The following is a 15,979-nucleotide window of genomic DNA, read 5'->3' as shown; positions in this document are numbered from 1 at the left end:
GACTTTCACAATTGGTTACATAACTCTACGCCCTTCGTGTCAATTCGCACCGCAAGGTCACATGGCTTATCGCTGCATGGCCTCCCAGACCTTCTGCAAGCGCTTGACGGACATCGGGACCGGCGTACGCAGCTCCTGGGCAAACAGTGCAATGCGCAGTTCTTCCAGCATCCATCGGAACTCATCCAGCCTGGCATCCGCGGCACCCTTGCCCTGCGAGCGCAGTTGCTTCTCGGCACGCTGCCACTGCTGCAGCAGCGGCATCATTTCCTGCATGCGCTGCGTATCGCGCGCCGGGTCGCCCTTGAGCTTGTCCACGCGCATGGCGATGCCCTTCAGGTAGCGCGGGAAATGCACGAGCTGCGTGTACGGCGTTTCGATCAGGAATTGCTTGCCCACCAGACGGCCGAGTTGCCCCTCCATATCGGTATAGGCCGTACCGAAAGGCTTCGCCTGCAGCAACTTGCGGGGCAGCCCCGCGTACTCGGCCAGGATGGTGCCGGCCAGCCGCGCGATCTCCTGCGCCAGGAGCGACAGCCTGGCCCGCCCCTCGTCCTTGCGGGCGCTGAACTCGGCGTCGTTGCGCGGCAGCGGCGCCTGCAGGCAGGCGCGTTCCAGCGCCAGCAACACGATCTGGTCGCGCAGCATCTCCTGCGTGCCCAGCGTCATGTACTGCATGACCATCTGCTGCATGCCGGGGATGTTCTTCTCGATGAACTTGACCGGCTCGCGCAACTGTAGCGCGAACAGCCGGCGCAAGCCCGCAAGGTGGATGCGCTCGGCTTCCTGCGGATCATCGAAAACTTCCACGTCGCAATGCGTGCCCTTGTCGACCAGTGCCGGGTAGCCAAACAGCGTCTGGTTGCCCTTGCGGATCTCCAGCAGGTCGGGCAGCTCGCCGAACGACCAGGACGTCAACCCTTCGTACTGGCCGGCCTCGGCGGCCGGCACGTCGCGCGCGGCAATGTTCTGGAACGACTGCTGCGCCTGGCCGCCCAATTCCGCGCGCAACTGCGCCAGGTTGCGCCCCATGTCGAGCTGGCGGCCGTGTTCGTCGACCACCTTGAAGTTCATGAAGTGGTGCGCGGACAGCGTTTCCGGTTTGAAATCGGCACGCTTCACCATCGTGCCGGTCTGCTCGCGAATGTCCGCAATCAGGACATCGACCAGCTCGCCTTCGCCGAATGGGTGCCGCGCCACGAAGTTCGCGGCATAGTCGGGCAGCGGCACGCAGTGGCGGCGCAGCTTCTGCGGCAGCGACTTGAGCAGCAGGTGGACCTTTTCCTTGATCATGCCCGGCACCAGCCACTCCGCCCGCTCCGGGCGCACCTGGTTGAGCGCGTAGAGCGGCACGGCCAGCGTGACGCCGTCGCGGTGGCTGCCGGGTTCGAAATGATAGGTCAGTCCCATGTCGACGCCGGCCACCGACAGGGTTTTGGGGAACAGGTCCGTGGTAATCCCGGCCGCCTCGTGCCGCATCAGCTCATCGCGGTTGAGGTAGAGCAGCTTGCGGTCCCTGGCGCTTTCGGCCTGGTACCACTGCTCGAACGTCGTCTGCTGGCAGATATCGGCCGGAATCGCGCGGTCGTAGAACGCGTAGATCAGTTCATCGTCGACCAGTACGTCCTGGCGGCGCGACTTGTGCTCGAGGTTCTCGATCTCGCGCACGAGCCGCTGGTTGTGCGCGTAGAACGGCAAGCGCGTGTCGAACTCGCCCTCGACCAGAGCGCGGCGGATAAATATCTCGCGCGCTTCGGTCGGGTTCATCGGCCCGTAGTGGACCCGGCGGTGCTGGTACACCACCAGCCCGTACAGCGTGGCACGCTCCAGTGCCAGCACCTGCCCGGCCTTCTTTTCCCAGTGCGGGTCGCTCCAGCTCACCTTGAGCAAATGGCGCCCGACCTGTTCCAGCCACTCCGGCTCGATGCGCGCGAGCGTGCGCGCGAACAGCCGGCTGGTCTCGACCAGTTCGGACGCCATGACCCAGCGGCCCACCTTGCGCGCAATCAGCGAGCCCGGCCACAGGTGGAACTTGATGCCGCGCGCGCCAAGGTATTCGCGCCCCTTGCCGTCGCTGTCCTCGATGCGGCAGCCGATGTTGCCCAGGAGGCCGGTCAGCAAGGCCTTGTGCAGTTGCTCGAAAGTCGGTTCGCTGTCATTCAGGCGCCAGCCCTGCTCCGTCACCGTGGTCAGCAACTGCGAATGCACGTCGCGCCACTCGCGCAGCCGCACATGCGACAGGAAGCTCGCGCGGCACAGGTCCTGCAACTGCCGGTTGGATTTCTTGTGCGCAATGGCCTCTTCGAACCATTTCCAGAGCTTGACCCAGCCCAGGAACTCGGACTTCTCGTCCATGAACTTGCGATGCGCCTGGTCGGCCGCCTCCTGCGCTTCCTGCGGACGCTCGCGCGGATCCTGCACCGACAGCGCGCTGGCAATGACCAGCACCTCGCGCAGGCAATGCTGCTCGCGCGCGGCCAGGATCATGCGCGCCACGCGCGGGTCCAGCGGCAACTTGGCGAGCTGGCGGCCGGTGCCCGTGAGCTGGTTGGCGTCGTCCACCGCGCCAAGTTCCTGCAGCAGCTGGTAGCCGTCGGCGACGGCCCGGCCCAGCGGCGGCTCGATGAACGGGAACGCTTCGATATCCGTCAGCCGCAGCGCCTTCATGCGCAGGATTACCGCGGCCAGCGAGGAACGCAGGATCTCCGGATCCGTGAAGCGCACGCGGCCGACGAAATCGGATTCCTCATAAAGCCGGATGCAAACCCCATCGGCCACACGTCCGCAGCGGCCGGCGCGCTGGTTCGCGGCCGCCTGCGAAATTGACTCGATCTGAAGCTGCTCGACCTTGTTGCGGTACGAATAGCGCTTGACGCGCGCGAGCCCCGTATCGACCACGTAGCGGATGCCCGGCACCGTCAGCGAGGTCTCGGCGACGTTGGTCGCCAGCACGATGCGGCGTGCATTGGACGGCTTGAACACGCGCTCCTGCTCCTGCACAGACAGGCGCGCGAACAGCGGCAGGATTTCCGTGTGCGGCGGATGATGCTTGCGCAGCGCCTCGGCGGCCTCGCGGATCTCGCGTTCGCCCGGCAGGAACACCAGCACGTCGCCGGGGCCCAGGCGGGATAGCTCGTCCACGGCATCGACGATGCCGTCGTACAGGTCGCGCTCGCGGGCCTGGGCGTTCTTTGGCGGGCTGTCTGCGGGCGCATCCTGCCGGATCGGCCGGTAGCGAATTTCCACCGGGTACAGCCGCCCGCTGACCTCGATAACCGGGGCCGGCTTGCCATTGACGGAGAAATGCGTGGCGAAGCGCTGCGCGTCGATCGTCGCCGACGTGATGATGACCTTGAGATCGGGCCGCTTCGGCAGGATCTGCCTGAGGTAGCCGATCAGGAAGTCGATGTTCAGGCTACGTTCGTGCGCCTCGTCGATGATGATGGTGTCGTACGCGCGCAGCAGCGGATCATTCTGCGTTTCGGCAAGCAAGATGCCATCGGTCATCAGCTTGACCGAAGCGCCCGCCGACAGCGCGTCATTGAAGCGCACCTGGTAGCCCACGTGCTCGCCCACCGGCGAGCCGAGTTCCTGCGCGATGCGCTTGGCGGTCGACGTAGCGGCAATGCGTCGCGGCTGGGTGTGGCCGATCAGGCCGCCGCCTTCGCGCCCGGGGCCGCGCCCGATCGACAGGCAGATCTTGGGCAACTGCGTCGTCTTGCCCGAACCGGTCTCGCCGGACACGATGACGACCTGGTTGGCCTGCAGCGCAGCCGCGATCTCGTCGCGGCGGGCCGAGACTGGCAGCGCTTCGGGAAACGTGATCGGCGGCAGCGGATTGGCCTGTCGCGGCGGGCGAGGCGCGCGCCGGCGCCCGGGCTGCGCCTCCCCGCCGGGCGCGCGTTCGGGCCGAGATTCGGGCCGAGATTCGGGCCGAGGTCCGGGGCGGGATGGCGGGCGCTGCTCGGGGCGGCCGTCGTGTCGGGGGGCGGGCCGTGCGCCAGCGGCTGGCTGGCGTGGCGAAGAAGGCTTGGCGGGGCGTTGTTCTGACATTGGCCGGGATTATAATCCGCGGCATGAACGCCAGAACCGACACGCCACCGCAGGCACCGGCTCCTTCCGAGCCGGCCGAGCCCCAGCCTGCCGCCGAATCGCAGCCCGCCACGGGCGCGCCCCAGACTGAAGCCGGCGAGCGCGGCGCGCCCGACCACCAGCAGTTCGTCGACTGGCTGCGCACCGTCGCGCCCTACATCCACGCGTTCCGCGGCAAGACCTTCGTGATCGCCTTCGATGGCGAACTGGTCAAGGCCGGCGTGCTCAACGCACTGGTCAACGACGTGGCGCTGCTGCATGCCATGGGCATGCAGATCGTGCTGGTGCATGGCTCGCGCCCGCAGGTGGAAGAACAGCTGGCGCTGCGCCATGTCGAGTCCCAGTTCGCCGATGGCGTGCGCATCACCGACAACGCCGCGCTCGAATGCGCCAAGGAGGCCTCCGGCGAACTGCGCCTGGATATCGAGGCCGCCTTCAGCCAGGGGCTGCCGAACACACCGATGGCGGGCGCCCAGCTGTCGGTGATCTCGGGCAACTTCGTCACGGCCCGGCCGGTGGGCATCGTCAACGGCGTGGACTACCAGCACACCGGCCTGGTGCGCAAGATCGATGGCGAATCGGTGCGCATGTCGCTGTCGCACGGCAAGATCGTGCTGTTCTCGCCGCTGGGTTTCTCGCCCACGGGGCAGGCCTTCAACCTGTCCATGGAAGACGTGGCCAGCGCCACGGCCACCACGCTGAAGGCCGACAAGCTCATCTTCATCACCGAAGTGCCCGGCGTGCTGGATCCGGTCGGCAAGCTGATGAAGGAAATGTCGCTGCGCACCGCCGTGGAGCGCCTGCAGAACAACCACCTGACGCCCGACGTCGGCTTCTACCTGGAGCACCTGGTCAAGGCGCTCAAGGGCGGCGTGCCGCGCGCGCACCTGATCCCCTATTCGCTGGACGGCTCGGTGCTGCTGGAGCTGTTCCTGCACGATGGCGTCGGCACCATGATCTCCGACACGGACCTGGAAAGCCTGCGTGAAGCCACGCTGGACGATGTCGGCGGCATCCTGCAGCTGATCGCTCCGCTCGAGCAGGACGGCACGCTGGTCCCGCGCGGCCGGCACCTGATCGAGCGCGACATCGCCAACTTCTCGGTGATCGAGCACGACGGCGTGCTGTTCGGTTGCGCCGCGCTGTACGACTACCCGCGCGAGAACATGGGCGAGATGGCCTGCCTGACGGTGTCGTCCGAAGCACAAGGCACCGGCGATGGCGAGCGCCTGCTCAAGCGCATCGAACGGCGCGCGCGCTCGCTCGGGCTGGAGCGCCTGTTCGTGCTCACCACGCGCACCGAACACTGGTTTCTCAAGCGCGGTTTCGTCCACGCCACGGTGGACGACCTGCCGGAAGACAAGCGCAAGCTCTACAACTGGCAGCGCAAGTCGATGGTGCTCATGAAAAAACTGTAGAACCGTAGGGGCAATGCCGCCAGGCGGCGGTGCCTCTGCCTTGCTTGGCTACAATAGCGCACCGGTCGTCGACTGAAACCCAGAATCGCGAGCGCGCGGCACCTGGCATGAACCCGCCGTGCCGCCCCGCTCACGCCAACCTACAAGAAGGAGTTCCCATGGCCCGCATGGTCCACTGCATCAAGCTGAACAAGGAAGCCGAAGGGCTCGATCTCCCGCCGCTGCCCGGCGAACTCGGCAAGAAGATCTGGCAAAGCGTCTCGAAGGAAGCCTGGGCCGGCTGGCTCAAGCACCAGACCATGCTCATCAACGAGAACCGCCTGAACATGGCTGACGCCCGTGCGCGCCAGTACCTGCTCAAGCAGACCGAGAAGTACTTCTTCGGCGAAGGCGCGGACCAGGCTCAGGGCTACGTGCCGCCGTCGGCCTGAGTATCCGGACCAGCGAAAAGAAAAAGGGGTGCCGGCGGCACCCCTTTTTGCCATCGGCGCGTCAGCGCCGTTGGATCAGAAGTCGGTGCGCTGGACGCCGTCCCCCGTGCCCAGCAGCAGCACGTTCGCGCCACGCAGCGCAAACAGGCCGACTGTCACCACGCCCGGAATCTGGTTGACGGACTGTTCCAGCCCGCGCGGATCCGTAATTTTCAGCCCGGCCACGTCCAGAATCACATTGCCGTTGTCGGTGTTGTAGATGCCGCCGTCCTTGTTCATGCGCAGGCGCGGCTGGCCACCGAGCGCGGCCAGCTGGCGTGCCACGGCAGCACGTGCCATCGGAATCACTTCGACGGGCAGCGGGAACGCGCCCATGGTTTGCACCAGCTTGCTGCCATCCGCGATGCACACGAAACGGCCCGCAACCGAGGCCACGATCTTCTCGCGCGTCAGCGCGCCGCCACCGCCCTTGATCATGGCGCCGCTGGCGTCGACTTCGTCAGCGCCGTCGACATAAACCGGGATATCGTCGACTTCATTCAGGTCGAGCACCTTGAAACCATGCTGCTGCAGCCGTCGCGTGGACGCCTCCGAGCTGGATACCGCACCCGCGAAGCGTTCCTTGAACGCCGCCACGGCGTCAATGAAAAGATTGGCAGTGGAACCGGTACCGACGCCGAGCACCGCGCCCGCCGGGACTTCCTGCTTCACGTAGTCGGCCGCGGCTTGCGCCACCAGCGCCTTGAGTTCATCCTGAGTCATGACAACAGCCAGATGGCTTGGGGAAGAAAACGCGTAGTGTAGCGGATTGCGGCGGCCCGGCTTGCGCGCGACGGTACAATGGCCCGGAAGGCACGCACGGCCCTGCCGGACCGCCGCCCTCTCCGCCTCAACATGACGACTGCAACGACATACCGATCATGAACCAGCTCGAACAACTCAAGCAGTTCACCACGGTCGTGGCCGATACCGGCGACTTCCAGTTGATGAAGCAGTACACCCCCCAGGACGCCACCACCAATCCGTCGCTGATCCTCAAGGCCGTGCAGAAGCCCGAGTACCGCGGGCTGCTCGAACAGGCCGTGCGCGATTACCACGACGAAGGCGGCGTCGATGCCGTGATGGACGGCGTGCTGATTGCTTTTGGCTGCGAGATCCTCGCCATCGTGCCGGGGCGCGTGTCGACCGAAGTCGATGCCCGCTTGTCGTTCGACACCGATGCAACGGTCGAGAAAGCCCGGCACCTGATCCGGCTGTACGAGCAGCGCGGCGTGGCCCGCGAGCGCGTGCTGATCAAGATTGCATCGACCTGGGAAGGCATCCGCGCGGCGGAGATCCTGCAGCGCGAAGGCATCCGCTGCAACATGACGCTGCTGTTCTCGCTGGTGCAGGCCGTCGCCTGCGCCGAGGCCGGCGCGCAGTTGATCTCGCCGTTTGTCGGCCGGATTCTCGACTGGTTCAAGAAGCAGGCCGGAGACCAGTGGGACGCTGCCGCCAATGCCGGCGACAACGATCCAGGCGTGCGCTCGGTGCGCCAGATCTACGACTACTACAAGAAGTTCGGTTACTCGACCGAAGTGATGGGCGCGAGCTTCCGCAGCCCCGCGCAGATCCTGGCCCTGGCCGGCAGCGACCTGCTCACCATCAGCCCCGACCTGCTCGAGCAGCTCGCCCGCACGGATGGCACGGTGGAACGCAAGCTGTCGGTCGACCTGGCGCAGGCCGGCAACATTGCGCGCATTCCCGCGGACGAACCCGCGTTCCGTTGGCAGCTGAATGAAGATGCCATGGCCACCGAGAAGCTGGCCGAAGGCATCCGCCAGTTTGCAGCGGACGCGATCAAGCTGGAAAAGCTGGTCGCGGAAATCGCTGGCTAAACGCCTGAAGCCCGTCGCTTAATCCGGCTCCGCCTCGGTGCCGGATGGCGGCCACAGCAGCGGCAGGCATGCGCCTGCCGCTGCGGGCAGCACGACGTCGGCGGTCTGGTCCAGCACCGACGGCTGCGGATTCACCACGACGACCCGCGCGCCATGATCTTTGGCCAGGCCGGGCAACCCGGCCGCCGGATACACCAGCCCCGACGTCCCCACCACCAGGCACAGGTCAGCAGTCTCGGCAGCATGCTCGGCGCGGAAGCGCGCCACGCGCGGCAGGTCCTCGCCGAACCAAACCACACCGGGCCGCATCAGCGCGCCGCACAGGCTGCAGCGCGGCGGGTCGCCGGGAATGGCGGTGGCTTCGTCACAGCGTCCACACCCATTGAGCCATTTGTTGGCGAACAGGTTGCCGTGCAACTCGATCACATGCTCGCTGCCTGCGCGCTGGTGCAGGCCGTCGACGTTTTGGGTAACCAGCGTGACCGGCTTCCGAGCCGCAAGCGCGACAAGCGCATAGTGCGCTGGATTTGGGCGCGCGGCCGCGACCAGTTCGCGCCGGTGCTGGTACCACTCCCACACAAGCGCGGGCTGGCGGCGGTACGCTTCCTCGCTTGCCAGTTCTTCCGGATCGAAGCGGGCCCAAAGCCCAGTCAGCGCATCGCGAAATGTCGGCACGCCCGATTCGGCGGAAATGCCCGCACCGGTCAGCACAAACACGCTGCGCGCCTGGGCGATCAGGTCGCGGGCTTCTTCCAGACCGGGCCATGGAGACGACGTGGGGATCAGAGGATCAAGGCTCATGCGGTCAGCGCTGCGCGCCACGGGTCCAACGGTTCACGGCTCCACGCGTCGGCTGGACTGCGGTACAACTGCGGGGCACTGACATAGCAACCTTTATCGAGTATTTCGTCACGTTTGACGCCGATTCTAGCCCTTACCGGAACGGCACACACGTCGCAGTACCAAAGCGCCGCCACCAGGCCTGCCTCGCCCCCTCTGCCGCGAACATCGAACATCTTTCCTAGACTGGACAGCAAGCAACGCGACGAGCCGGACCGCCGTCGCGTCAGGCGCCGCTCTGGCGCCCTCGCGCCCCCGCAAAGGAGACCGATCATGCTGACGCAGAAAACGAAGGACATCGTGAAGGCCACCGCACCCGTGCTGGCTGAACACGGCTACGACATCATCAAGTGCTTCTACAAGCGCATGTTCGAAGCCCATCCGGAACTGAAGAATGTCTTCAACATGGCGCATCAGGAGCAAGGACAGCAGCAGCAAGCGCTGGCGCGCGCGGTCTATGCCTATGCCGAGAATATCGAGGACCCCGGCAGCCTGATGGCGGTACTGAAGAACATCGCCAACAAGCACGCCAGCCTTGGCGTGCGCGCCGAGCAATACCCGATCGTCGGCGAGCACCTGCTGGGCGCCATCAAGGAAGTCCTGGGCGCCGCGGCGACTGACGACATCATTTCGGCCTGGGCCCAGGCCTACGGCAACCTCGCCGATGTCCTCATGGGCATGGAATCCGAACTTTACGAGCGCTCCGCCGCGCAATTGGGCGGCTGGTCGGGCTGGCGCAGCTTTATCGTCCGCCAGAAAACGCCGGAGAGCAGCGTGATCACATCATTCGTCCTTGAGCCGGAAGATGGCGGCACGGTGATGAATTTTGAGCCGGGCCAGTACATCAGCATCGCCGTCGACGTGCCGGCACTGGGGCTGCAGCAAATCCGCCAGTACAGCCTGTCGGACATGCCGAACGGGCACAGCTACCGCATCTCCGTGAAGCGCGAAGGCGGCGGCCCGCAACCGGCCGGCTACGTCTCAAACCTGCTGCACGAGCATGTCAATGTCGGCGACACCGTCAAGCTGGCGGCGCCCTATGGCAACTTCCATATCGACGTCAACGCCAAGACGCCAATCGTCCTGATCAGTGGCGGCGTGGGCCTCACGCCGATGGTCAGCATGCTGAAGCGGGCCATACAGGACCCGCAGCGCCAGGTGGTCTTCATCCATGGCGCACGCAACAGCGCGGTACACGCCATGCGCGACCGACTGCGTGAAGCTGCCCGGACGTATGCCAATTTCAGCCTGATGGTTTTCTACGATGACCCGTTGCCGCAGGATGTCGCCGGCAAGGATTACGATCGCGCGGGGCTTGTCGATGTCAGGTCGATCAAGGACACCGTCCTGCAGCCCGATGCCGACTACTACATCTGCGGGCCGATTCCGTTCATGCGCATCCAGCATGACGCATTGAAGGATCTGGGCGTCCGGGAGGCGCGTATCCACTACGAGGTGTTTGGCCCGGACCTGTTTGCAGAATAATGGCGGGCGTCGGAATCGACGCCGCCTGCCAACCTGGCACGCGCCGCGTTATCGCGGCGCGCAGGTTTTGAAGACGCTTACTTCACGCGCCGCTGGCGTACAGCCTCGTACAGGCAAACCCCGCTGGCTACCGACACATTGAGGCTTTCGACGCCGCCCAGCATCGGGATGCCGACCAATTCGTCGCAGGTCTCGCGCGTGAGGCGGCGCATGCCCTCGCCTTCGGCGCCCATGACGATGGCCATCGGCCCCTTCAGGTCCACGTCGTAAAGCGTCTTGTCGGTGCCGTCGGCCGTGCCGACCACCCAGATGCCGCGTTCCTGCAGTTCGCGCAGCGTGCGGGCCAGATTGGTCACGGTGATATAGGGCACGGTCTCGGCCGCACCGCTGGCCACCTTCGCCACCGTGGTGTTCAGCCCGACGCTGCGGTCCTTGGGCGCGATCACGGCGTGCGCCCCGGCGCCGTCCGCCACGCGCAGGCAAGCGCCGAGGTTATGAGGATCGGTCACGCCATCGAGCACCAGCAGCAGCGGCGTGCCTTCAATGCCATCCAGCAGTTCGTCGAGATTCAGGGCCAGCGACACGTCTTCGGCGCGCGCCACTACGCCCTGGTGGCGATCTGTGCCGGCCATGCCGCGCAGGCGCTCGGCGTCGACGGGGTGCAGACGAACGCCCAGGCCTTCGGCCAGGCGGATAAAGTCCTGCATCCTGCGGTCGCGGCGCGAAGCCTCGACATAGACATCGGTGACGCCCTTGGCGTCCTGGCGCAAGCGCGCGGTCACGGCGTGAAAGCCGATCAGAAGTTTTTGTTTAGCCATGGCGCGATTGTACCCGCCCTGCCCGGCTCGCCAGCACGCTTCCTGCGCGCTGTCCGGGAACGCTATTACCGCGGCGCCCCGGACAGCCCCAGATCAACGCTTGCGAGGCGGGCGCGAAGTCTTGCCCGCGGCCTTTGCGGCGTGCGTCTTCGAACCCGGCTTGCGCGGCTTCTCCAGATGGCCCGGCTTGGGCTTGGCAGCACGCTTGGCCGGCTTGCCGCCGGTCTTGACGTGCGGCGGCAGCGGCGTGATCACCGCCTCGAACACCGGCTGCTCTTCGATCACGCGATCGAGCGTCTCGTCGAACGACTCCTCCGGCTTGGAGGTCCCGCCCAGCAAAGCGGCCAGTTGCCGCCCCTTCTTGCGTGCCGGCACCGCATGCGCGGCCGGCACGCGCGGCGGCTCGGACACGCCGGCGCGAGCGCGCAGGGTCTTGGCCGACGGCTCCTGCACCAGGCGGAAGTCGATCTTGCGCGCATCCAGATCCACGCGCGACACCTGCACGCGCACGCGGTCGGTCAGGCGATAACGGATGCCGGTACGCTCGCCACGCAGTTCGTTGCGCGCTTCGTCGTACTGGAAGTAGTCGCTGCCGAGTTCGGTGACGTGCACCAGGCCCTCCACGTACAGCTCGTCGAGTTGCACGAAGATGCCGAACGACGTCACGGCGCTGACGGTGCCGGCGAAGTCGCTGCCCAGCTTGTCGCGCATGAAGTAGCACTTGAGCCAGGCCTCGACGTCGCGCGATGCCTCGTCGGCGCGGCGCTCGTTGGCCGAGCAATGCAACCCGAGTTCGTCCCAGATGGCTTCATTGCGCCGCGCACGCGCCGCGGTCAGCTCTGCCTTCTGCTCGGCGTCCTTGGCCTGCAGGCGCCGAGCCTTGGGCGAAACCGCGGTATTGAACTCGGTGCCGTGCGCAAAGGCCGGCTGGTACTTGGTATGCGCCAGGATCGCCTTGATCGCGCGGTGCACCAGCAGGTCGGGATAGCGGCGAATCGGGCTGGTGAAGTGCGCGTAGGCCTCGTATGCCAGACCAAAGTGGCCGATATTGTCCGGACTGTAGACCGCCTGCTGCATCGAGCGCAGCAGCATGGTCTGCAGCATCGGCGCGTCGGGCCGCGACTTGATCTTGTCCATCACCTCGGCATAATCGGACGCCTGCGGCTTGTCGCCGCCACCGAGCGACAGGCCCGAGGTCTTCAGGAACTCGCGCAGGTTCTTCAGCTTTTCCTCACTCGGGCCCGCGTGGATCCGGTACAGCGCGGGGTGCTTGAAGCGTTCGAGGAAATCGGCCGCGCACACGTTGGCCGTCAGCATGCATTCCTCGATCAGCCGGTGCGCGTCGTTGCGCGTGCGCGGAAGGATCTGCTCGATCTTGCCCTGCGCGTTGCAGACGATATACGTCTCGGTGGTATCGAAATCGATCGCGCCGCGCGCACGCCGCGCCTTGAGCAGTACCTGGAACAGCTCGTACAGGTTCTGCAGGTAGGGCACGAGGTCGGCGCGCTTGTGCGCCTCCGGACCCTTGGTGTTCGACAGGATCGACCAGACCTCGTTGTAGGTCAGCCGCGCCTTCGAATGCATCACGGCAGGATAGAACTGATAGCCCTTCAGTTCCCCCTTGGCGGTAATCACCGCATCGCACACCATGCACAGGCGGTCGACCTGCGGGTTGAGCGAGCACAGGCCGTTGGAAAGCTTCTCCGGCAGCATCGGGATCACCCGGCGCGGAAAATACACCGAGGTGGCACGGTCGAGCGCATCGGCATCCAGTGGCGTACCGGGCCGCACGTAGTGCGATACGTCGGCAATGGCCACGATCAGGCGCCAGCCCTTGGTGCGGCCGATCTTCACCGGCTCGCAGTAGACGGCATCGTCAAAGTCGCGCGCATCTTCGCCATCGATCGTGACGAGGGCCACGTCGCGCAGGTCGATGCGGTGATCCAGGTCGGCCTGCCGTACCTCATCGGGCAGCGCCGAGGCTTCCTTGGCCGCCGCATCCGAGAACGCATGCGGCACACCGTACTTGCGCACCGCGATCTCGATCTCCATGCCGGGATCATCGATTTCGCCCAGCACTTCCACCACGCGGCCGACCGGCTGCACATAGCGATCCGGATATTCGATCAGCTCGACGCTGACCACCTGCCCCACGCGCGCCTTGCCCTGCGCCTTCGGCGGAATCAGGATGTCCTGGCTGATGCGCTTGTCCTCGGGCGCCACCACCAGTACGCCGCCCTCGCTGAGCAGGCGACCGATCACGTAGCGGTTGGCGCGCTCGATGATCTCCACGATCTGCCCTTCCGGGCGGCCGCGGCGGTCATAGCCAACCACGCGCACCTGCGCGCGGTCGTTGTGCATGGCCTTCTGCAGCTCGCGTTCCGGCAGGAAGATGTCGTCTTCGCCGTCGTCGCGAATCAGGAAGCCAAAACCGTCGCGGTGCCCCTGCACGCGGCCGGTGACGAAATTGGGTTGATGGGCCAGTTCATAGCGGCCCTTGCGGTTCAGCTCGATCTGCCCGTCGCGTTCCATCGCGGCCAGGCGTTTCTGGAATCCATCATGCTCCTTGCGCGTGACGGACAGGGCCTTGGCAATATCGCCGGCCGACTGGGGCGACCCCGATGTTCTCAGTACGCCAAGGATTTCTTCCCGGCTAGGGATCGGATAGTTGTTTTGATTCAATTTTTTGTGAAAACTATTTGACAAAATTTCCGCGCTCTCTATAATGAGCGCTTCGGTTGTTTCGACACCTGCCCAGGTGGCGGAATTGGTAGACGCACTAGGTTCAGGTCCTAGCGGTGGCAACACTGTGGAGGTTCGAGTCCTCTCCTGGGCACCAGATCAGCGAGAAACCCGCAGCGCTTCTAAAGCCTGCGGGTTTTTTGTTTTCCGCTCTCGCCTTGCACATCTGATCCGGCAACTTGCACTCCTCGATTCGCAGTCTGATCAGACCGCATTCCATTTGTTGATCTGTGGCAGCCAAATGGCTGCACTGCAGGCGAGTGTATCAGTTTCAGTGGCGATTCCGGCATTCTCCTGCCACCCTTCCGACACAAATCGCCACAGCGGCCATGTCGCCGCACACTAACACGAAGCGACACGTCTGATCGATTGACAAGCCAGCGCATCTGTAACTATCATGGTTTCACATTAATACTTCACCATGAGCACAAGCAGCCGGTTTGCCGTCGCCGTCCATATCCTGACCTTGCTGGCCAGCGCCAGCGAGCCGCTGCCGTCATCGCTGATCGCCGGCAGCGTCGGGACCAATCCGGCGCTGATCCGGCGGCTGATCGGACAACTGGCCGAAGCCGGACTTGTCACCAGCACCATGGGCAGCACCGGTGGCTCGGCGCTGGCGCGCCCGGCTGAACGCATTACCTTGCTGGACGTATTCCGGGCAGTCGAAACCACTGCACTGATCGCCCTGCACCAGAGCGCCCCGAATCCGGCATGCATGGTAGGCAGGGAGATCACCGGCGCCCTTCGGCTGGTCGCGGACCGTGCCCAGTCCGCCATGGACAATGCCCTGGCGGAGATCACCATTGCCGGCATGCTCGCCGATATCGAGCAGGCCGCCCGGCGCCGCAAGCGCTGATTTTTTTGCCCTGATATGTAACCACATCAGTTTCATATCGGAGCCGCCACGCGCGACGTGGCATTTACCTGACCGACCTTTACCCTGACAAAGGAGCAAACATGAACATTGCCATCATCGGCGCCACCGGCCGCGTGGGAACCCGCCTGATCGACGAAGCCCTGCGCCGTGGCCATCGCGTCACCGCCCTGGCCCGCACGGCCAGCCGCCTGCCAGCTCGCAAAGGCCTGATCACACGCGATGTCGACGCAACGGACAGCCACGCTTTGGCGGCCGCCCTGGATGGCCACGATGTGGCCATCAGCACAGCACGGTTCGAGCAACTGAAGGCATCGCAGGTCATCGGTCCCGTCAAGGCAGCCGGCGTCTCGCGCCTGCTCGTGGTTGGCGGCGCCGGCAGCCTGCTCATCGCGCCTGGCACGCAACTCGTGGATACACCGGGATTCCCGGCGGCATACAAAGGCGAGGCGCTGGCCGGCCGCGACTTCCTCGATGCCTTGCGCGGAACATCGGATCTTGACTGGACCTTCCTGTCGCCGTCGGCCCTGTTCGAGCCGGGCGAGCGCACCGGCAAATACCGTGCGGGCCAGGATGCGTTGCTGGCGGATGCTGCCGGCAAGAGCTGGATCACGATGGAAGACTACGCGATCGCCATGCTCGACGAGATCGAGAAGCCAGCGCATCCGCGCCAGCGTTTCACGGTCGGCTACTGAAGTCTGACCGGTGCGGCCCCTGGGCGGGGCCGCCTGTTTCACGACAGCGTCAGCCTTGCGCGCCGTCTTCCGGCGCGCGCTTGCCGCGCTTGAGCCAGGCCGCAAGGTTATGCGGGCGCAGCGTGTCGTATTCCTCGAACGGCTGGTGAATCCAGGGGTTCGACGGCAGGAAGGTCACGTGGTAGTCCGGCTTGACCTTGGAGCAGTCCTTGTACCAGAGCACCGCGGAACGGACTTCCGTCACGGCGGGATAGCGCTCTTTCAGATGCCGCCCCACGCGCTCCAGGGTCACCCCTGAATCGACCAGATCGTCCACCAGCAGGATCTTGCCGGCGAGCTCGCCGCGCGTCATGGTGATGTACTGCGCGATATCGAGGTCGCCTTGCAGGGTGCCCGCGGCCTCGCGGTAGCTGCTGGTTGCCAGGATGGCCAGCGGCACATCGAAGATGCGCGACATCTGGTCGCCCACGCGCAGGCCACCGCGCGCCAGGCACAGGATCTTGTCGAACTTCCAGCCCGACTCGTGCACGTTCAGCGACAGACGTGCGATCAGGCGATGGTATTCATCCCAGGATACCCACAGGTTCTCATCGTCGTTTGTTGGCTGATTCATGATTGACTCGCTTGTTCTTCTGGTCGGTTGACCGATATGGCTCGGCCCGCTTGCGCGGGCCGATTTGTTATTGCGGAGCCGCTGCGCTTGTGGC

The 15,979-nt window shown here is 65.3% G+C and carries 12 protein-coding genes and 1 tRNA gene; 7 read left to right on the top strand and 6 right to left on the bottom strand.

From position 1 onward, the window contains the following. Positions 1–66: 66 nt before the first annotated feature. Positions 67–4,053 (bottom strand): ATP-dependent RNA helicase HrpA, encoded by a 3,987-nt coding sequence (hrpA, locus tag AC3FKH_RS20135; RefSeq protein WP_488677568.1) that lies wholly within the window; start codon positions 4,051–4,053, stop codon positions 67–69. Between the two features lie 23 nt (positions 4,054–4,076). Here hrpA and argA point away from each other — a divergent pair, with 23 nt between their 5' ends. Together argA and AC3FKH_RS20125 are read left to right on the top strand one after the other, a co-directional pair. Next, positions 4,077–5,510 carry an amino-acid N-acetyltransferase gene (gene argA, locus AC3FKH_RS20130; RefSeq protein ID WP_488677567.1) on the top strand — a complete coding sequence of 478 codons (1,434 nt, stop codon included), beginning with the start codon at positions 4,077–4,079 and terminating at the stop codon, positions 5,508–5,510. Positions 5,511–5,668: 158 nt separating this feature from the next. Further along, a complete protein-coding gene (locus AC3FKH_RS20125) occupies positions 5,669–5,941 on the top strand; it encodes an oxidative damage protection protein (protein ID WP_483708448.1) in 273 nt (90 codons plus the stop codon). Between the two features lie 75 nt (positions 5,942–6,016). Here the strand turns inward: AC3FKH_RS20125 and rpiA are convergent, their stop codons facing one another. Then, positions 6,017–6,703: a ribose-5-phosphate isomerase RpiA gene (gene rpiA / locus AC3FKH_RS20120; RefSeq protein WP_488677566.1), complete on the bottom strand. Its 687-nt coding sequence runs from the start codon at positions 6,701–6,703 to the stop codon at positions 6,017–6,019. 158 nt (positions 6,704–6,861) lie between these two features. On the opposite strand from rpiA, the gene tal reads away from it, so the two are divergent. Next, positions 6,862–7,818, top strand: a complete 957-nt coding sequence (tal, locus tag AC3FKH_RS20115) for a transaldolase (RefSeq protein WP_488677565.1) — start codon at positions 6,862–6,864, stop codon at positions 7,816–7,818. An 18-nt stretch (positions 7,819–7,836) separates the two neighbouring features. Here tal and AC3FKH_RS20110 read toward each other — a convergent pair whose 3' ends face one another. Beyond that, complete coding sequence (locus AC3FKH_RS20110; RefSeq protein WP_488677564.1) at positions 7,837–8,619, bottom strand: SIR2 family NAD-dependent protein deacylase; 783 nt, start codon at positions 8,617–8,619, stop codon at positions 7,837–7,839. 312 nt (positions 8,620–8,931) lie between these two features. Between AC3FKH_RS20110 and hmpA the strand changes: the two genes are divergently transcribed. Then, positions 8,932–10,143 carry an NO-inducible flavohemoprotein gene (gene hmpA, locus AC3FKH_RS20105; RefSeq protein WP_488677563.1) on the top strand — a complete coding sequence of 404 codons (1,212 nt, stop codon included), beginning with the start codon at positions 8,932–8,934 and terminating at the stop codon, positions 10,141–10,143. 77 nt (positions 10,144–10,220) lie between these two features. On the opposite strand, the gene rlmB is transcribed toward hmpA, so the two are convergent. Together rlmB and rnr are read right to left on the bottom strand one after the other, a co-directional pair. Beyond that, on the bottom strand, positions 10,221–10,961 hold the full coding sequence (gene rlmB / locus AC3FKH_RS20100) for a 23S rRNA (guanosine(2251)-2'-O)-methyltransferase RlmB (protein ID WP_483729721.1): 741 nt from the start codon (positions 10,959–10,961) through the stop codon (positions 10,221–10,223). 93 nt (positions 10,962–11,054) lie between these two features. Further along, a complete protein-coding gene (rnr, locus tag AC3FKH_RS20095) occupies positions 11,055–13,643 on the bottom strand; it encodes a ribonuclease R (RefSeq protein WP_488677562.1) in 2,589 nt (862 codons plus the stop codon). A 70-nt stretch (positions 13,644–13,713) separates the two neighbouring features. On the opposite strand from rnr, the gene AC3FKH_RS20090 reads away from it, so the two are divergent. From AC3FKH_RS20090 to AC3FKH_RS20080, 3 genes are all read left to right on the top strand, one after another. Next, a tRNA-Leu gene (locus AC3FKH_RS20090) sits at positions 13,714–13,800 on the top strand. Positions 13,801–14,124: 324 nt separating this feature from the next. After that, positions 14,125–14,559: an Rrf2 family transcriptional regulator gene (locus AC3FKH_RS20085; RefSeq protein ID WP_488677561.1), complete on the top strand. Its 435-nt coding sequence runs from the start codon at positions 14,125–14,127 to the stop codon at positions 14,557–14,559. 101 nt (positions 14,560–14,660) lie between these two features. Beyond that, complete coding sequence (locus AC3FKH_RS20080) at positions 14,661–15,272, top strand: NAD(P)-dependent oxidoreductase (protein ID WP_488677560.1); 612 nt, start codon at positions 14,661–14,663, stop codon at positions 15,270–15,272. A 49-nt stretch (positions 15,273–15,321) separates the two neighbouring features. Here the strand turns inward: AC3FKH_RS20080 and AC3FKH_RS20075 are convergent, their stop codons facing one another. After that, positions 15,322–15,885, bottom strand: a complete 564-nt coding sequence (locus tag AC3FKH_RS20075) for a phosphoribosyltransferase (protein ID WP_488677559.1) — start codon at positions 15,883–15,885, stop codon at positions 15,322–15,324. Positions 15,886–15,979: the final 94 nt, after the last annotated feature.

The organism is Cupriavidus sp. 21MJTG02-4, from assembly GCF_057798975.1.
Note: the sequence above shows the minus strand (reverse complement) of the source record. Positions and strands in the feature narration are given on the sequence as shown.